Consider the following 15,204-nt stretch of genomic DNA (forward strand, 5'->3'; position numbering starts at 1 on the left):
TCATTGGCCCGGGGCCGGGCACTGCAATCTTCACTCTGCGATCTTCCAGCCACGCTCGGTCAACTCCTGAACGAGATTTTCGCGCGCATTGGGAATCACGGATATCTCGACCATACCCACCGGTTGGCCTTGTGAGTGCTCCATTCGCATATCTTCGACGTTCACGCCGATTTCGCCGATCTCCGCGAGCAACCGAGCAATCTGGCCCGGGGTGTCATCGACGAGGACCGTAAGGGCCGAAAACGCCTTGGGCGCCCCACCGTGCTTGCCCGGAATCCGCGCCACGCCGTCGTTGCCTTCGGTCATCAGCTCCGCAATGTCCAAGCGCGCGCCTTCGGCGGTCGGCGCCTCAAGGGTTGCGATGAGCCGGTTGAGGTCTTCCCGGACCCCGTACAGGGTCTCGACGACCGGGCGAGCATTCGCGGACAGGATCTGAACCCAGAGGCCGGGGTCCGAGCCCGCGATGCGTGTGGTGTCTCGGAGGCCCTGCCCGGCGAGGCTCAGCGACTCCAGAGGTGTCTCACGCAGTCGAGAGGCCAACAGCGAGGACATGACCTGCGGTACGTGGGAGATCAACGCGACCGTCGAGTCGTGCTCTCGAACGTCCATGTAGGCGATATTCGATCCCAGATCCATGGCCAGCCCCCGAGCCAGGCGCACGGTTTCCTGGGCGACGCCGTCGTGTTCGCAAATGACCCACGGGCGGGACATGAACAGCTCACCACGCGCCGCGACCGGACCGGATTTCTCCCGCCCGGACATCGGATGCGTGCCGATATAGCGACTCAAATCCGCACCCGTGTCCTTCAGCGCCAGAAGAATCGGTTCCTTGACGGAAGCGATGTCTGCGACCACAGCATTCGGGTAATCGACGAGAGCTCGGGCCACGGTCGACGCCGTGACATCGGGTGGGGTCGCGACGACGACCAGTTGCGGGTCGATCTCCTCACGCGCTCCGGCCTCCCCCGCTTGAGCGACCAAGCGGGCCAGCGAGCGGCCGGCGCCGATGTCCTCGGCGACGGCCTCTGTGGTCGGCGAGATATCGGAAACCCATGTCTCGACGCCCTGCAAGGAAAGGCCCAGGCCTACGGAAGCTCCGAGTAAGCCGGACCCGATCACCAGGACCGGCCCGGAGACTGTGGCGGACGAGTTCTGTCCCATGGTCAGAGGCCTACCGAGGAAAGGAGTGCACCGATCTCGACCTTGGACAGGTTGCGGATGGTGCCCTGCTTCTGGGAGCCGATGCGGACGGGCCCCATTTCGGTGCGGACGAGCTTCTCCACAGGGTGGCCGACGGCGTCGAACAAGCGACGGACAATACGGTTCTTTCCCGAGTGGATCGTGACCTCGACCAGCAAGTGGCCGGGTGTGGAATCCACGAGCGCGAAGTCGTCCACACGGGCGACGCCGTCCTCGAGGCGAATGCCTTTCTTCATCTCTTGGCCGACGCCATGTTCCATCGGACCTCGCACCTGAACGAGGTACTTCTTCGGTACTTCGTAGGAGGGGTGCGTCAACCGGTTGGCGAGCTCCCCGTCGTTGGTCAGCAGCAACAGGCCTTCGGTCGCGACGTCAAGGCGTCCGACATGGAAGATGCGTTCCTTGCGCTGCGGATTGAGGTAATCCGAAATACACGGCCGTCCCTCCGGATCCTCCATGGTGGCGATGACACCTTCGGGCTTGTTGAAGGCGTAGTAGACCTTGGAGTCGTCCGTCTGAATGGTCACGCCATCGACCTGAATGTGCGACTTGCGCGGATCCACCCGGACGCCGAGCTCGGTAATGACCTCGTCGTCAACCACGACGCGGCCCTCGGTGATCATCATTTCGCACACACGCCGGGAGGCGACGCCGGCCTGAGCCATGAGCTTCTGGAGGCGAACACCTTCGCGGTCGTACACGTCCAAGCGGTCGACCGGCGCAGCGCGGGGACGACGGGGGCGGTGCGGGCCTTTGTACTCGTGTTCGGGACGGTATTCGCCACGCTCACGCGCGAAGATCTTCCCTGCTTGGCCCTTGCGCGGCTTGAACTTCTTGGAGTCCGACCTGTTGGCTCCCGATTTCACGGTCGGCTTCTGGGAGCGACCTGCGGCTCCGGGGCGGCCGAGGCTCTTGGGGCCCTTGTTGTTCTTGGGGTTCTTGGACGCACCACCGCGCGCAGAGGGCTTCCCCTGCTGTCCTCGCGAGGTTCCGCGCGAGGAATTGCTGCCGGTGTTCTGACGTCCCGTCGATCGATTGGCCATAATTCATACTTTCGGTGGTGGTTATGCAGTTCTTTGGTTCGCGGCGCAACCGGTGGATTCCGGCGGCACCGCTGGTCAGCGGCCCTTCAGCCGCTGCTCGTACTCCCCGATGTCTTCCACGTCCGGAAGATACGGTGAGATCTTGGGCAGGTCCTCCAAGGACTCCAACCCTATTTTCTCGAGGAACATCGGAGTCGTCACGTACAAAATGGAACCGGATTCCCCCGGTTCCTCGTCTTCGGTGATGAGCCCCCTGGTTTTGAGGGTCCGCACGACGCCGTCCACGTTCACTCCTCGAATCGATGAAACCCTGGCGCGTGAAACCGGTTGGCGATATGCGATGACCGCAAGGGTCTCCAAAGCCGCTTGCGACAGTTTGGAGGTTTGTCCCTCGAGGATGAAACGCGATACCCAAGGCGCGAATTCCGTGCGGGCGTAGAGGCGCCAGCCTCCGCCCACGCGCCGCAGTTCCATGCCGCGCGGTTCCCTCGGTCGGAGATTTCCGGTTAAGGGGGCTTGCTCGTTGGCCTGGTCATTGGAGGATCCGGCGACATCGGCCACGAACGTATCAGTATACCCGTCGTAATCGCGGGCGAGCTCGTCCAGGGCCCGTTCGACGCTTTTGACAGGGACGAGCAAGGCTTCGGCCAGTTCGAATTCGTTGACGGAAGACTCCGCGACCATGAGTATCGCCTCGACCGCTGCCTTGATTCCGCCCGGCATGAGGTCCACGCGACCGGGGGCAGGGGCGTCCGTGGGCGAGGTCGCAGGGTCGTGATCTGTGAGTTCGCTCATGAGGTCTCCTCTCCCGTGTATTCGTCGTCCGCGAGTCGGGCCGCGCTCCATTCGGAGTCGGTTCCGACCCAACTCACGGTAAGTTCCTCCAGCGGCCCTTCTTGAGCGAAGCCGACGACGCGGTCGCGGTACATTTCCAAAAGTGCCAGGAACCGAACCACAACCACGAGCATGTCCTCGGCGTCCGCGACGAGGTGCGTGAAGGTTGCCGGGGTTCCGTCCATGATGTGCGCTGCGATATGTTCGGCTTCTTCACGGACCGTGACTCGCGCACCGTGGAGGTGGTCCAGGCCAACTTCGGTCGATTCTTCGGTTTTGGGGCGCATCGCTTTTTCGGCGATTTCCGCGAGCCGCTCGGGCGTCGTCGTGAAAATGAGCTCCGGAAGGAGATTCGCGAATTCGGGTTGGAGTCCCCCAGGCCGAGGAAAACGGCTGCTCTCGGCCTCCATGCGTTCGGCCAATATGTGCGAGACGTCTTTGAAGGCCTTGTACTGCAGGAGCCGGGCGAAGAGAAGATCCCGGGCCTCGAGCATCGCGATATCTTCTTCGTCCTCGACCTCGCCGGCGGGAAGAAGCCGCGCGGCTTTGAGATCAAGCAGAGTCGCCGCGATTACGAGGAATTCGCTCGCCTCATCGAGGGCTTTCTCCAACCCGGTATCCCGAAGGGCACGAACATAGCCAATGAACTCGTCCGTCACGGCAGCGATCGCGACCTCGGTGATGTCCATTTCACGCTTCGAAATCATCGAGAGCAGAACCTCGAAAGGGCCTGCGAAATTCTCCAGGGACACCGCGAACCCTGCGCCCGTTGATATTTCGGGGGCCGGGTCCGGAACGACGTCGCCGGATTTTCCTCCCGGAAAAACGTCGCCCTGTTCCGTCTCGGGGTCGGTCTGAACCCTCGAGGGGGTCGGTCTCAGCGAGATCCTCCTCGACTGATAAGCTCCTTCGCGAGTTCCCGGTAGGCAACCGAACCGGTGTGCGTCGGGGCGTAACTGAGAATCGGCTCCGCGGAAACCGTCGCGTCCGGGAACTTGACCGTGCGCTTGATCACGGTGTCGAAGACCTTGTCGCCAAAAGCATCGATGATGCGGGCAATGACCTCCTTGGAGTGCAACGTGCGCGAATCGAACATCGTGGCCAGCACACCGTCGATCTGAAGGTCGGGATTCAAACGATCTTGGACCTTCTCGATCGAGTCGACGAGCAGGGCTACCGCGCGCAGCGCGAAGAATTCGCAAATCAGCGGAATGATGACGCCGTCGGCCGCGGTCAACGCGTTGACGGTCAAAAGACCTAGCGAAGGCTGGCAGTCGATCAGGATGACGTCGTACTCCTCCTTGAGCTTCGTCAGCGCGCTCGAGAGGACTTGCTCGCGGGCAACCTCGTTGACGAGCTGAACCTCCGCGGCCGACAAGTCGATGTTGGCTGGCAGCAGGTCGATGTTCTCAAAGTCAGTGGTGCGCACGGCCTCGTGCACCTCGACCTTGCGGTCCATCATCACGTTGTAGATCGTCGTATCCAGCTCGTGCGGGTTCACGCCAAATCCCGCGGACAGTGCGCCCTGGGGGTCAAAATCGACCATGAGGACGCGACGGCCCAATTCTGCCAGCGCCGCACCCAAGTTAATCGTCGACGTCGTCTTCCCGACGCCGCCCTTCTGATTGACCATCGCGATGACGCGGGCCGGACCGTGTGAATCCAAGACGGCGGGTTCCGGGAACTGGCGGACGGGACGCCCGGTGGGGCCAAGTTCTGGTTCGGAGTTCTGAGTACTCACGCACACCTTTTCGAAATCGTTGGGCGGATAATAACTGCCCTTAACCCTACAACCCGCGCCCGGTGGTGGGCGCGACGTACGACTCCGGCTGGCACAAAGAGTCGAGGTGGCACTCACGAGCGGTCCGGAATGCGGATACCGCGCGTCAGTGCCACCTTGCAAGGGGCAAAATCCCTGGAGCCTTATTGCTCCTGAATCGTCGTTCGCGAGGAATCCTCCGGGACGGTCTGCATCTGCTTGGTAGGAGATTTCTGGGCGACCGCATGGTCCACGTGCTGGTCCCCATGCAGTTCCCCACCCATGGTGGATTCGTCGAATTTGAGCTCACCGTTGAGGACCTTGTGAACTCGTTCCATGTCGACTTCGTGCGACCATTTGCCCATGAGCAATGCGGCCACCGCGTTGCCGGTGAAGTTGGTCAGGGCACGTGCCTCGGACATGAAGCGGTCGATGCCGACGATCATGCCGACACCGTCCACCAGGTCGGGACGATGGGATTGGAGCCCTCCGGCGAGGGTTGCGATGCCGGCGCCGGACACGCCCGCCGCACCCTTGGAGGCAATGATCATGAAGATCAACAGGGAAATCTGCTCGCCCAACTGAAGAGGCTTGCCCATCGCGTCGGATACGAAGATCGAGGCCATGGTCAGGTAGATCGCGGTGCCGTCCAAGTTGAAGGAATAACCGGTCGGGACCACGATGCCGACTACGGGCTTGGACACGCCGACGTGTTCCATTTTGGCGATCAGACGAGGCAATGCGGCCTCGGAGGACGAGGTCGAGAAGATCAACAAGTACTCGCGAGCGAGGTACTTGATGAGCTTGAGGATGTTGACTCCGGTCGCGAGCTTCAGGAGAGCGCCCAGGATGACGACGATGAACAGAATGCAGGTCACGTAGAAGCCGAGCATCAGGATGGCCATCTGCCCCACCGCTTGGAGGCCGGTTGCCCCGACGACGGCCGCGATCGCTCCGAAGGCGCCCAACGGGGCAACCCACATGATCATCATGAGCAGACGGAACACGAGGGCCTGCATGTAGGTGATGAATTTGAGGATCGGCTTGCCCGTGTCCCCCATCCGTTGCAACGCGAAGCCGACCAAGAGGGCGACCATGAGCGTCTGAAGAATATTTCCGGAGGTCAGGGACGAGAGAAGGGACTTCGGGATGATGCTGAGAATGAAGCCTGCGGCGCCGCCTCCGGCGGCCTCGCCTTCACCCGTACCTGCCGCGTCGGACGGGGGCTTATATCCGGTGGGCTGATAGTTGAGCCCCTCGCCCGGGTGCAGGACGTTACCCACGATCAACCCAATGGCAAGGGCGAAAGTGGACATGATCAAGAAGTAGACGATCGCCATGCCGCCAACTTTGCCGACCGTGGCGGCTTTGGCGATCGAACCGACTCCGAGCACGATCGTGCAGAAGATGACCGGCGAGATCATCATCGTAATGAGGGAGACGAATCCCGTCCCAATGGGTTTCAGGGCCTTCCCGAATTCGGGGGCCATGAGACCGACGAGGGCTCCGGCAATTACCGCCACGACGACGGAAACGTAGAGCATGTGCGTGCCGTCTTTGTACCACGGCTTCTTCGCTGTGGACTGGGCCATGACGCTCTCCTTCCAGGTGTAAGTCATTGATGCTTCGCGTGCCGAGCGTGTGCCACGGCCGGTCGAAGGTATTCAAGAAGTATGGTGGTCTGAGCCACAATTCAATATTTGTGGTCATTAAGTTCTTGAGTTGCGCAAGACGGCAGATTCGCGCCATCGTAGCCCTCGCCCCGCCCGGAACTGCCGCCTCATCAAAATCTTGTGTTAAGGAGAAGCTGTGTCTGCGAAGAATCCCGGGCCGGGAGCGCGGTCGATACCCCGCGGGCCTGGCGTCATTTCGGGCACGAAATCCTCCTGGGCCATTGCACGAATCTTCCTCCTGACCCAAATGGGGATAGTGCTGGTTGTCTGCACTGTCGTGGGTGTGTTGTTGTACTGGCAAATCCAGGACGCAGCCCGGGACCAGGCCTCGGAAATCACCCGCGCGGAAAGCGCAACCCTCGCCCGCGACCCATTCGTCGTCGAACAAATCCAATCGGGGACACCGACGGAGCGCCTCCAGCCGTACGTCAGAGACATTCTGGCCAACTCGTCGGTCAGTTTCATCACGATCATGTCCCCGGAAGGTATTCGCTTCACCCACCCCAACGACGGGTTGATCGGTGAGCACTACATGGGCGACATCTCCCGTGCCCAACGCGGCGAGACCATGACGGTCGAGGAAAAGGGCAGTCTGGGCGTGTCCATGCGAACCATTACCCCAGTGCGAAACGGCCAGGGCGAGATCATCGGCTTGGTCTCGACCGGGGTTACTGTCAGTGAGATTTCCGAGGTCGCCCACAACGGTTTGCCGGCAGTCGCCGTGATCGCGGGCCTCTTGCTCGTCGCAACCACCATCACCACGCTGATGCTCTACCGGTACCTGAACCGTGCGACTCTCGGCTACAGCCGGGACGACATCCTCAAATCCGAAGCAACACGTTCCATGGCCGCGCTCCTGCGAACCCAGAATCACGAACACCGAAACCGAATGCACACCGTCCTTTCCCTACTCGATCTCGAACGGATCGACGAGGCCCATAAATTCGCTCGAGAAGACCTCGAGTCCTCCGAGCACAAGGCGTACCAATGGAACAGTTACGAACAGCTGCCGGCCGTCACCGCCCTCCTGGCCGGCAAGAAGTCGGAGGCCGGCGAGCGCTGCATCGACCTGACTACCCGGGTCGCGGGAGACTGGGCGCGGGTTCCTCTGAGCGAGATCGAACTCGTCTCGGTCGTGAGCAACCTGATCGACAATGCCATGGACGCGGTTGGGGCGATGCCCGGACCCCGCGAAGTCGAGATCGAGATGTCCGAGACCGACGACGGTTGGCAGATCGTCGTCGCCGACTCCGGGCCCGGAGTGAGGGCAGGAACCGAGAATACGGTCTTCGAGTGGGGGTACACGACCAAACCGACAGGACCCGAGGGCCGGGGCATCGGGCTCGCACTCGTGCATGAGACTCTGGTCCGCCACGGTGGGAGCATCAGCGCGATGAACGATGCGGGAGCCGTGTTCACCGTCCATATCCCCAAGACACTGAACGGGAGTCACCAGTGAGTCTCCAAGTGATAGTCGTCGACGACGAAGAGGTCACCGCTTCGGCACACGCCCAGTACATCAGGTCGCGGCCAGGATTCGACGTCTCGGCGACTGCCTACAACGCCCAGGGTGCGATTGCCGCGATCAAGTCATCGTTCTCAAACAGCCTCCCGGTCGATCTGATGCTCCTGGACATCAATTTGCCGGATCGTTCGGGCCACGAAGTGGCAAAATTTCTGCGGGCGGAGGGCCTGCCGGTCGACGTCATTATGGTGACTGCGGATCGGGGGGCATCGAGTTTGCGCATCGCTTCTCTCCAAGGAGCCTTCGGGTACCTCGTCAAACCTTTCACCTTGGACCAGCTCGGGAAGAAGCTGGATGCATACGCGGCATACCGCAATCGGGTCCCGGACAGCGGTGAACTCGATCAGGAGGCCATTGACCGGATCTTCCACCGGGGCGAGGACCAGATCCCGGACCTGCCCAAAGGTTTGTCCAAAGATACCCTCGAGGACATCGTCCGTACCCTCTCGGAGAGTGGATCCACGTTCTCTGCCCGGGAGATCGCCGACCGAATGACCCTTTCTCGCGTCACGGCCCGGAGATACCTGGAATATCTGCACACGGCGCGTCAGGTCGAACGCAGACCGCGCCACGGAACTCCGGGCCGCCCCGAACTGGAGTACACGTGGCGCGGTTGATGCGGAGAGTGCGTCAGGCGTCCGAGCCCTCGGGGGTCAGAATCCCGCGGAGGTTGTCCAGAACCGCCATGTCCTCGATGGTCGACGGCACCTTGTAGTCTTCCTGGTCCGCGATCTGCCGCATGGTCTTGCGAAGGATCTTCCCGGACCGGGTTTTCGGCAGGCCCTCGACCACTCGGACTTCTTTGAAGTCAGCGACGGCGCCGATCTTGGTCCGGACCATGCCGACCAGCTCTCGGGCGAGTTCTTCCTCGGAAATGTCCTCACCCTGTTTGAGGACCACATATCCGGATGGCCTTTGCCCCTTAAGGGGATCAGCGACGCCGATCACGGCGCATTCGGCGACCGCCGGATGGGCTCCGAGGACCTGCTCCATGGCCCCGGTCGAGAGCCTGTGTCCGGAAACGTTGATGACGTCGTCGGTTCTTCCCATCACGAAGACATAGCCGTCTTCGTCAAGGTACCCCGAGTCACCGGTCGCATAGTAGCCGTCGAAAGCCGTCAGATACGAGGAGATGAAACGGTCGTCATCGCCCCAGAGAGTCGGCAAAGTGCCGGGAGGAAGAGGCAGGCGCAAGGCGATATTGCCTTCGACTCCGGCTTCCACGGGTTCGCCGGCCGGGTCCAGAACGGCAATGTTGTACCCCGGGACCGGAACGCTCGGCGAGCCTGACTTGATGGGCAATGGTTCCAGGCCGCGAGGATTCGCCGCGATCGGCCAACCGGTTTCGGTCTGCCACCAGTTGTCGACGACTGGGACGCCGAGCAGTTCGCTCGCCCACCGGTACGTTTCCGGGTCGAGTCTCTCCCCTGCTACGAACAGAGTTTCCAGGGACGAGAGGTCGTAGTTGCCGACCAATTCGCCCGCAGGGTCCGCTTTCCGGATCGCTCGAATAGCCGTCGGAGCGGTGAACAGCACCTTGGCGCCCGATTCCTCCACGACGCGCCAGAACGACCCCGCATCCGGGGTCCCGATCGGTTTGCCTTCGTAGAGGACCGTGGTTGCCCCCGTGAGCAAGGGCGCGTAAACAATATAGGAGTGGCCGACGACCCATCCGACGTCGGAAGCCGTGAACATGACTTCACCGGGGCCGACGTCGTAAATGTTCTGCATGGACCACCGGAGGGCCACGGCATGAGAGCCGTTGTCCCGGACGACACCTTTCGGCGCGCCAGTGGTCCCCGAGGTATAGAGGATGTACAACGGGTCTGTCGCTGCGACCGTTACGCAATCGGCGGGGTCGGCCACCCTGACTGCCTCATCCCAGTCGACCCAGGTCTGGTGACTGCCTTCGGATTCCTCGGCACGTTGGCCTGCGTCCTGGACCGACGTTTCGAAGCCCCCGCGCTTCTTGACGATCACCGTATCCACATGATGCTCTGCGAGGCTCAAGGCCTCCTCGACAGCAGGGATGTACTCGACGCGACGTTTCGGCTCGACTCCGCCGCTCGTCGTCACGATGGCTTTGGGCTCGCAGTCGTCGATGCGCGTGGCGAGTTCTGCGGGAGCGAATCCGCCGAAAACCATGGAGTGAACGGCACCGATCCGAGCGCAGGCGAGCATCGCGACGAGCGATTCCGGGACCATGGGCAGGTACAACAGAACCCTGTCACCCTTGGAAACGCCTTTGGCGGTCAACGCCCCCGCGAATTTGCTGACGCGTTCCAACAGATCGCCGTAGGTGATGTCTTGTTGCGTCTGTGTGACGGGCGAGTCGTAACGGATAGCGACCTGATTTCCTCGGCCGGCGTCAACGTGGCGGTCCACGGCGTTGAAACATGTATTGAGTTCGCCATCGGGGAACCACCGATAGATTGGGGGACGAGACTCCTCGAGGGCTCGCGTCGGTGCGGTCACCCAGTCGATACCCTTGGCTGCCTCGAGCCAGAATTCCTCGGGCTGTTCAACGCTTCGTTCGAAGATCTCACGGTAGGTCGCGCTCATCTCACCGGTTTCCTCACGTTTGCTCCGTTGCAGTTGAGAGTTCCGCGCCCCGGGTTCAGGCCCATAAGCAGCGGAACATTGCCACCAACATAGTGTTCTGACTCACACATGGCAAGATTGTGTATACAAAATTTCGGAATTCTCGGAAAATTCTGCGGAAAATCCTCGAATATTGCACCTGTCCGCCTGGCTCTGTATACATTGAAGCAAGAGGTCAACCAGCCGCCGGTCAGGGAGATGAGTTTATGAGGGCTTCCGAACGGGCGTATCAATTCCTGCGCTCCGACATCATCGAATGGCATCTGGAACCGGGGACCACCTTGAACGAGGTCGAGCAGGCCGAGCGTCTCGGGGTCTCCCGCACGCCCGTCCGCGAGGCCTTTTCCCGGCTGATGTCCGACGGCCTGGTCGAACCCAGTTGCGGACGCGGCGTCATTGTCACCCCGGTGTCCGTGACCAACGTCCGCGCAATGTTCGAACTACGGACCGCCCTGGAAACGCAAGCCGCAGCCCTCGCTGCCGTCAAAGGCGATCCAGAGGCCTTCGACGCGCTCGCACATCGCCTGGAAGAGGCCGCCGTATTCCTCGTCGACGACGACGCCGACCGCAGCTCCTACTATCTCCTCGTCGAGGAGATGGACGCCGAGATAGACAGGGCCGCGCAGAACACGTACCTCGCCCAAGCCCAGAGGCAATTGCGCACCCATCTGGGACGCGTACGGAAACTGTCGAAGGGAAACGAAGGCCGCCTCATGGCCGCCGCCCACGAACACGCTGCCATCGCACGCGCCATCGCCGAGGGCGATGTCGAACTGGCCCAAGCCGCAATCCGTGTCCACCTGTCCAACGCGTTGAAGGCAATCCTCGACGCGGTGCCCGACCAAGAGGGCGAGCGCGAAAGCGCCGCCTGAACCGAAACCCAACACAAGACCTCGAGCGAGGAAGAGAGAGGACATTTTCGTGACCGTCAACCAACACGTCCGTGTATACCGAAGCGAAGAGAATTTGGCCCGGGAGAATCAGCTGGCCCACAAGATCGCGAGCGTCGCTTCCGATCCTGTGGCGATCGATCCTGAGGTCGAGGACATGGTTATCAACAGAGTCCTCGACAACGCCTCGGTGGCTATCGCATCGCTGAACCGCGGACCGATCATTGCCGCTCGTGACCAGGCGTTGACCCACCGACCCGGCCCCAACGGCTCCGGGTCGACGATCTACGGAATCGATCCGTCTCGGTCCAAGGTCTCCCCCGAATGGGCGGCTTGGGCCAATGGTGTGGCCGTGCGCGAGCTGGACTATCACGATACGTTCTTGGCGGCAGAGTATTCCCATCCCGGCGACAACATTCCCCCTATTCTCGCGGTGGCCCAGCACGCAAATCGTTCCGGTAGCGATCTGATTCGAGGCATCGCGACCGGTTACGAGATCCAAATCGACCTGACCAAAGCAATCTGTCTGCACAAGCACAAGATCGACCACGTGGCCCACCTCGGTCCGTCTGCGGCGGCCGGAATCGGGACTCTTCTAGGTCTGGATACGGAAACGATCTTCCAGGCCGTAGGCCAGGCCCTTCACACGACCACTGCGACCCGGCAGTCTCGCAAGGGCGAGATTTCGACGTGGAAGTCCCACGCCCCGGCCTTCGCCGGCAAGATGGCCGTCGAGTCGGTGGACCGAGCAATGCGCGGGCAGACCTCCCCCGTACCGATCTACGAGGGCGAAGACGGAGTCATCGCCTGGTTGCTCGACGGCCCCGATGCTGTCTACGAAGTCCCCCTTCCCGAACGGGGCGAAGCCAAGCGCGCGATTCTGGATTCCTACACCAAGGAGCATTCGGCCGAATACCAGGCCCAGGCGTGGATCGACATGGCTCGCAAGCTGCACCGCGAGCACCCCGAGATCGCAGATCCGGAGCGGGTCCGATCGATCGTTCTGCACACCTCGCACCACACGCATTACGTGATCGGTTCAGGCGCCAACGACCCCCAGAAATACGATCCGAAGGCTTCCCGCGAGACCCTGGACCACTCGATCCCCTACATTTTCACGGTGGCCCTCCAGGACGGCGAATGGGACCACAACCGTTCCTACGATTCCGAGCGTGCCGGCCGTCGAGAGACCGTCGCCCTGTGGAACAAAGTCACCACGGAGGAAGACAAAGAGTGGACGCGCCGCTATCATTCGCTGGATCCGGAAGAGAAGGCCTTCGGCGGCCGCGCTGAGATCACGTTGACTGACGGGACCGTGCTGACGGAAGAGATCGCCGTCGCCGATGCCCACCCGTTGGGTGCCCGCCCCTTCGCCCGCGAACAATACATCGGCAAGCTCCGGGCACTCGCGGAAGGTTCAGTCGCGGACGCCGAGCTCGACCGTTTCATTCAGGCCGCGGAAAACCTCTCGAGCCTCGAAGTCGGAGATCTGGATGCCCTGAACATCACCGCTTCCGTGGACCTCAAAACCGGTTCGAAAGGACTGTTCTAAATGTTGTACCCCTCAACCACTGCCGCTCAGAAGCGCGTCAACCTGCGCGAGACCTTGGCGGACGGCCCGCGCAACGGCGGAACCATCAAGCAATTCCCGGGTGCTTACACGCCGATCTCGGCCAAATTGATCGAAGAAAAGGGATTCGACGGTGTCTACATCTCTGGAGCGGTTCTCGCCAATGAGCTGGGCTTCCCGGATATCGGGCTGACTACCCTGGCCGAGGTAGCCCAGCGGGCCGGCCAGATCGCTCGCATGACCAATCTGCCGGCCATCGTCGACGCCGACACCGGCTTCGGCGAACCCATGAACGTCGCCCGGACGATTCAGGAACTCGAGGACGCGGGCCTGGCGGGTTGCCACATCGAGGATCAGTTCAATCCCAAGCGATGCGGGCACCTCGACAACAAGAACATCGTCGACGAGGACACCGCGGTCAAGCGCATTCGTGCCGCCGCGGAAGCACGCCGGGATGAGAACTTCCTGATCATGGCCAGAACCGATCTTCGCGGCGTGGAAGGCCTGGATGCTGCGATCGATCGCATGAAAGCTCTCGTCAATGCTGGTGCGGGCGCCATTTTCCCCGAAGCCATGAAGGACCTTGGCGAATTCGAGGCTGTTCGGAATGCCGTGGACGTACCGGTCCTGGCGAATATGACCGAGTTCGGCAAGTCCAAGCTGTATACGACGGAAGAACTCGGCAAGGCGGGTGTCGATCTGATCATTTACCCCGTGACGCTGCTCCGCAGTTCTTTGGGCGCGATGGAGCGGGTCCTCGAGGACATCGACCGTCAGGGTACCCAAGAGGCTTCCGTCGATGAGATGCTGACCAGACAACGGCTCTACGAGCTGGTCGACTACGAGGCCTACAACACATTCGACACTGGCATTTTCAATTTCGAGGTGCCTGAACGGTTCCAGTAGCCGTAACGCATCTGCACATCACAGGCGATCCGATTCGAAGGAGAATCACATGACCACTCAGGACGATATCAAGAAGGGTCTGGCCGGCGTCGTCGCGGACGTAACCGCGATTTCCAAAGTCAACCCTGATTCCAATTCGCTCCTGTACCGGGGCTACCCGGTGCAGGAACTTGCCGAGAAATGCTCTTTCGAAGAGGTTGCTCTGCTCCTGTGGACGGGAGAACTGCCTGGCGCCGAGGAGCTCGGGGAGTTCAAGAATTTCGAGGCCTCTCACCGGGAGCTCTCCCCCGAGCTCAAAGCCGTGATAGATGCACTGCCCACGGATTGTCACCCCATGGACGTCTGCCGTACCGCGGTATCCGTGATCGGCGCACAGGATCCTGCGTCGGAGGAGGAATCCGCGGATGCCAATCTGGAGAAGTCGAAAAAGCTTTTCGCCGTCATGCCAGCCGTCGTCGCATACGATCAGCGGCGCCGACGCGGAGAAGAGCTCATCGCGCCGCGCGCAGACCTGGATTACTGTGACAACTTCCTTTACATGACCTTCGGCGAAGTCCCCGCCGAGGAAGTCAAGAGGGCGTTCCAGGTATCCATGGTGTTGTACGCCGAGCACTCGTTCAATTGTTCGACCTTCACCGCGCGGACGATCGCCTCGTCGCTGTCCGACCTCCACTCGGCCATCACCGGGGCGATCGGTGCGCTCAAGGGGCCGTTGCACGGCGGTGCGAACGAGGCGGTCATGCACACCTTCGACGAGATTGGCATTCGCAAGGATGAGCCTGAAGAGGACGCCGAGAAGCGCGCAAAGGAATGGATGGACGACGCCCTGGCCCAGAAGAAGAAGGTCATGGGATTCGGCCACCGCGTGTACAAGAACGGCGACTCCCGCGTTCCCACGATGCAGGACGCCATGACCGACATGATCAAGTACTTCGGTCGAGAGGAAATGCTCGGCCTGTACAACGGTCTCGCCCACTCCATGGACGAGGCCAAGGGCATCAAACCCAATCTCGACTACCCGGCTGGTCCGACCTACCACCTCATGGGTTTCGATACCCAGACCTTCACGCCGCTTTTCGTGGCGGCTCGCATGACAGGCTGGACGGCACATGTGATGGAACAGCTGGCCGACAACTCTCTGATTCGCCCGTTGTCCGATTACAACGGCCCGGACGAACGCCACGTCGAGAAGTGATGGCCTGA

Annotated in this window: 13 protein-coding genes; 6 read left to right on the forward strand and 7 right to left on the reverse strand. The window is 61.5% G+C overall.

Annotated elements, in window-relative coordinates; genetic code table 11:
- Positions 1–30: 30 nt before the first annotated feature.
- From EWV35_RS06670 to EWV35_RS06695, 6 genes are all read right to left on the reverse strand, one after another.
- A complete protein-coding gene (locus tag EWV35_RS06670) occupies positions 31–1,161 on the reverse strand; it encodes a prephenate dehydrogenase (RefSeq protein ID WP_129659386.1) in 1,131 nt (376 codons plus the stop codon).
- Between the two features lie 2 nt (positions 1,162–1,163).
- Positions 1,164–2,243, reverse strand: coding sequence for a pseudouridine synthase (locus EWV35_RS06675; RefSeq protein WP_129659389.1), 1,080 nt, complete (start codon positions 2,241–2,243; stop codon positions 1,164–1,166).
- A gap of 75 nt (positions 2,244–2,318) precedes the next feature.
- Complete coding sequence (scpB, locus tag EWV35_RS06680) at positions 2,319–3,038, reverse strand: SMC-Scp complex subunit ScpB (RefSeq protein ID WP_129659392.1); 720 nt, start codon at positions 3,036–3,038, stop codon at positions 2,319–2,321.
- Entirely contained in the window at positions 3,035–3,829 is a 795-nt protein-coding gene (locus EWV35_RS06685) for a segregation and condensation protein A (RefSeq protein ID WP_342210826.1), read from the reverse strand. The genes scpB and EWV35_RS06685 overlap by 4 nt, the downstream gene beginning before the upstream one ends.
- 125 nt (positions 3,830–3,954) lie before the next feature.
- A complete protein-coding gene (locus tag EWV35_RS06690; protein WP_394342438.1) occupies positions 3,955–4,818 on the reverse strand; it encodes a ParA family protein in 864 nt (287 codons plus the stop codon).
- 182 nt (positions 4,819–5,000) lie between these two features.
- Complete coding sequence (locus tag EWV35_RS06695) at positions 5,001–6,428, reverse strand: cation:dicarboxylate symporter family transporter (RefSeq protein WP_129659399.1); 1,428 nt, start codon at positions 6,426–6,428, stop codon at positions 5,001–5,003.
- Between the two features lie 217 nt (positions 6,429–6,645).
- Between EWV35_RS06695 and EWV35_RS06700 the strand changes: the two genes are divergently transcribed.
- Both EWV35_RS06700 and EWV35_RS06705 read left to right on the forward strand, forming a co-directional pair.
- Entirely contained in the window at positions 6,646–7,968 is a 1,323-nt protein-coding gene (locus tag EWV35_RS06700) for a sensor histidine kinase (RefSeq protein WP_129659402.1), read from the forward strand.
- The gene (locus tag EWV35_RS06705; RefSeq protein ID WP_129659405.1) at positions 7,965–8,651 is read left to right on the forward strand and encodes a response regulator; all 687 of its coding nucleotides are present in this window, start codon (positions 7,965–7,967) and stop codon (positions 8,649–8,651) included. The genes EWV35_RS06700 and EWV35_RS06705 overlap by 4 nt, the downstream gene beginning before the upstream one ends.
- A 13-nt stretch (positions 8,652–8,664) precedes the next feature.
- Here EWV35_RS06705 and EWV35_RS06710 read toward each other — a convergent pair whose 3' ends face one another.
- Positions 8,665–10,596, reverse strand: coding sequence for a propionyl-CoA synthetase (locus tag EWV35_RS06710; protein ID WP_129659408.1), 1,932 nt, complete (start codon positions 10,594–10,596; stop codon positions 8,665–8,667).
- Between the two features lie 245 nt (positions 10,597–10,841).
- Here EWV35_RS06710 and EWV35_RS06715 point away from each other — a divergent pair, with 245 nt between their 5' ends.
- The 4 genes from EWV35_RS06715 to EWV35_RS06730 are packed head-to-tail and all read left to right on the forward strand — an operon-like array spanning position 10,842 to position 15,196.
- On the forward strand, positions 10,842–11,507 hold the full coding sequence (locus EWV35_RS06715) for a GntR family transcriptional regulator (protein WP_129659411.1): 666 nt from the start codon (positions 10,842–10,844) through the stop codon (positions 11,505–11,507).
- 49 nt (positions 11,508–11,556) lie between these two features.
- Positions 11,557–13,077 (forward strand): MmgE/PrpD family protein, encoded by a 1,521-nt coding sequence (locus tag EWV35_RS06720; protein ID WP_129659414.1) that lies wholly within the window; start codon positions 11,557–11,559, stop codon positions 13,075–13,077.
- On the forward strand, positions 13,078–14,001 hold the full coding sequence (prpB, locus tag EWV35_RS06725; protein WP_129659416.1) for a methylisocitrate lyase: 924 nt from the start codon (positions 13,078–13,080) through the stop codon (positions 13,999–14,001).
- 49 nt (positions 14,002–14,050) lie between these two features.
- Positions 14,051–15,196 (forward strand): bifunctional 2-methylcitrate synthase/citrate synthase, encoded by a 1,146-nt coding sequence (locus EWV35_RS06730; protein ID WP_129659419.1) that lies wholly within the window; start codon positions 14,051–14,053, stop codon positions 15,194–15,196.
- The last annotated feature ends 8 nt before the right edge of the window (positions 15,197–15,204 follow it).

It is taken from the genome of Rothia uropygialis (assembly GCF_004137765.1).
Classification (GTDB): domain Bacteria; phylum Actinomycetota; class Actinomycetes; order Actinomycetales; family Micrococcaceae; genus Rothia.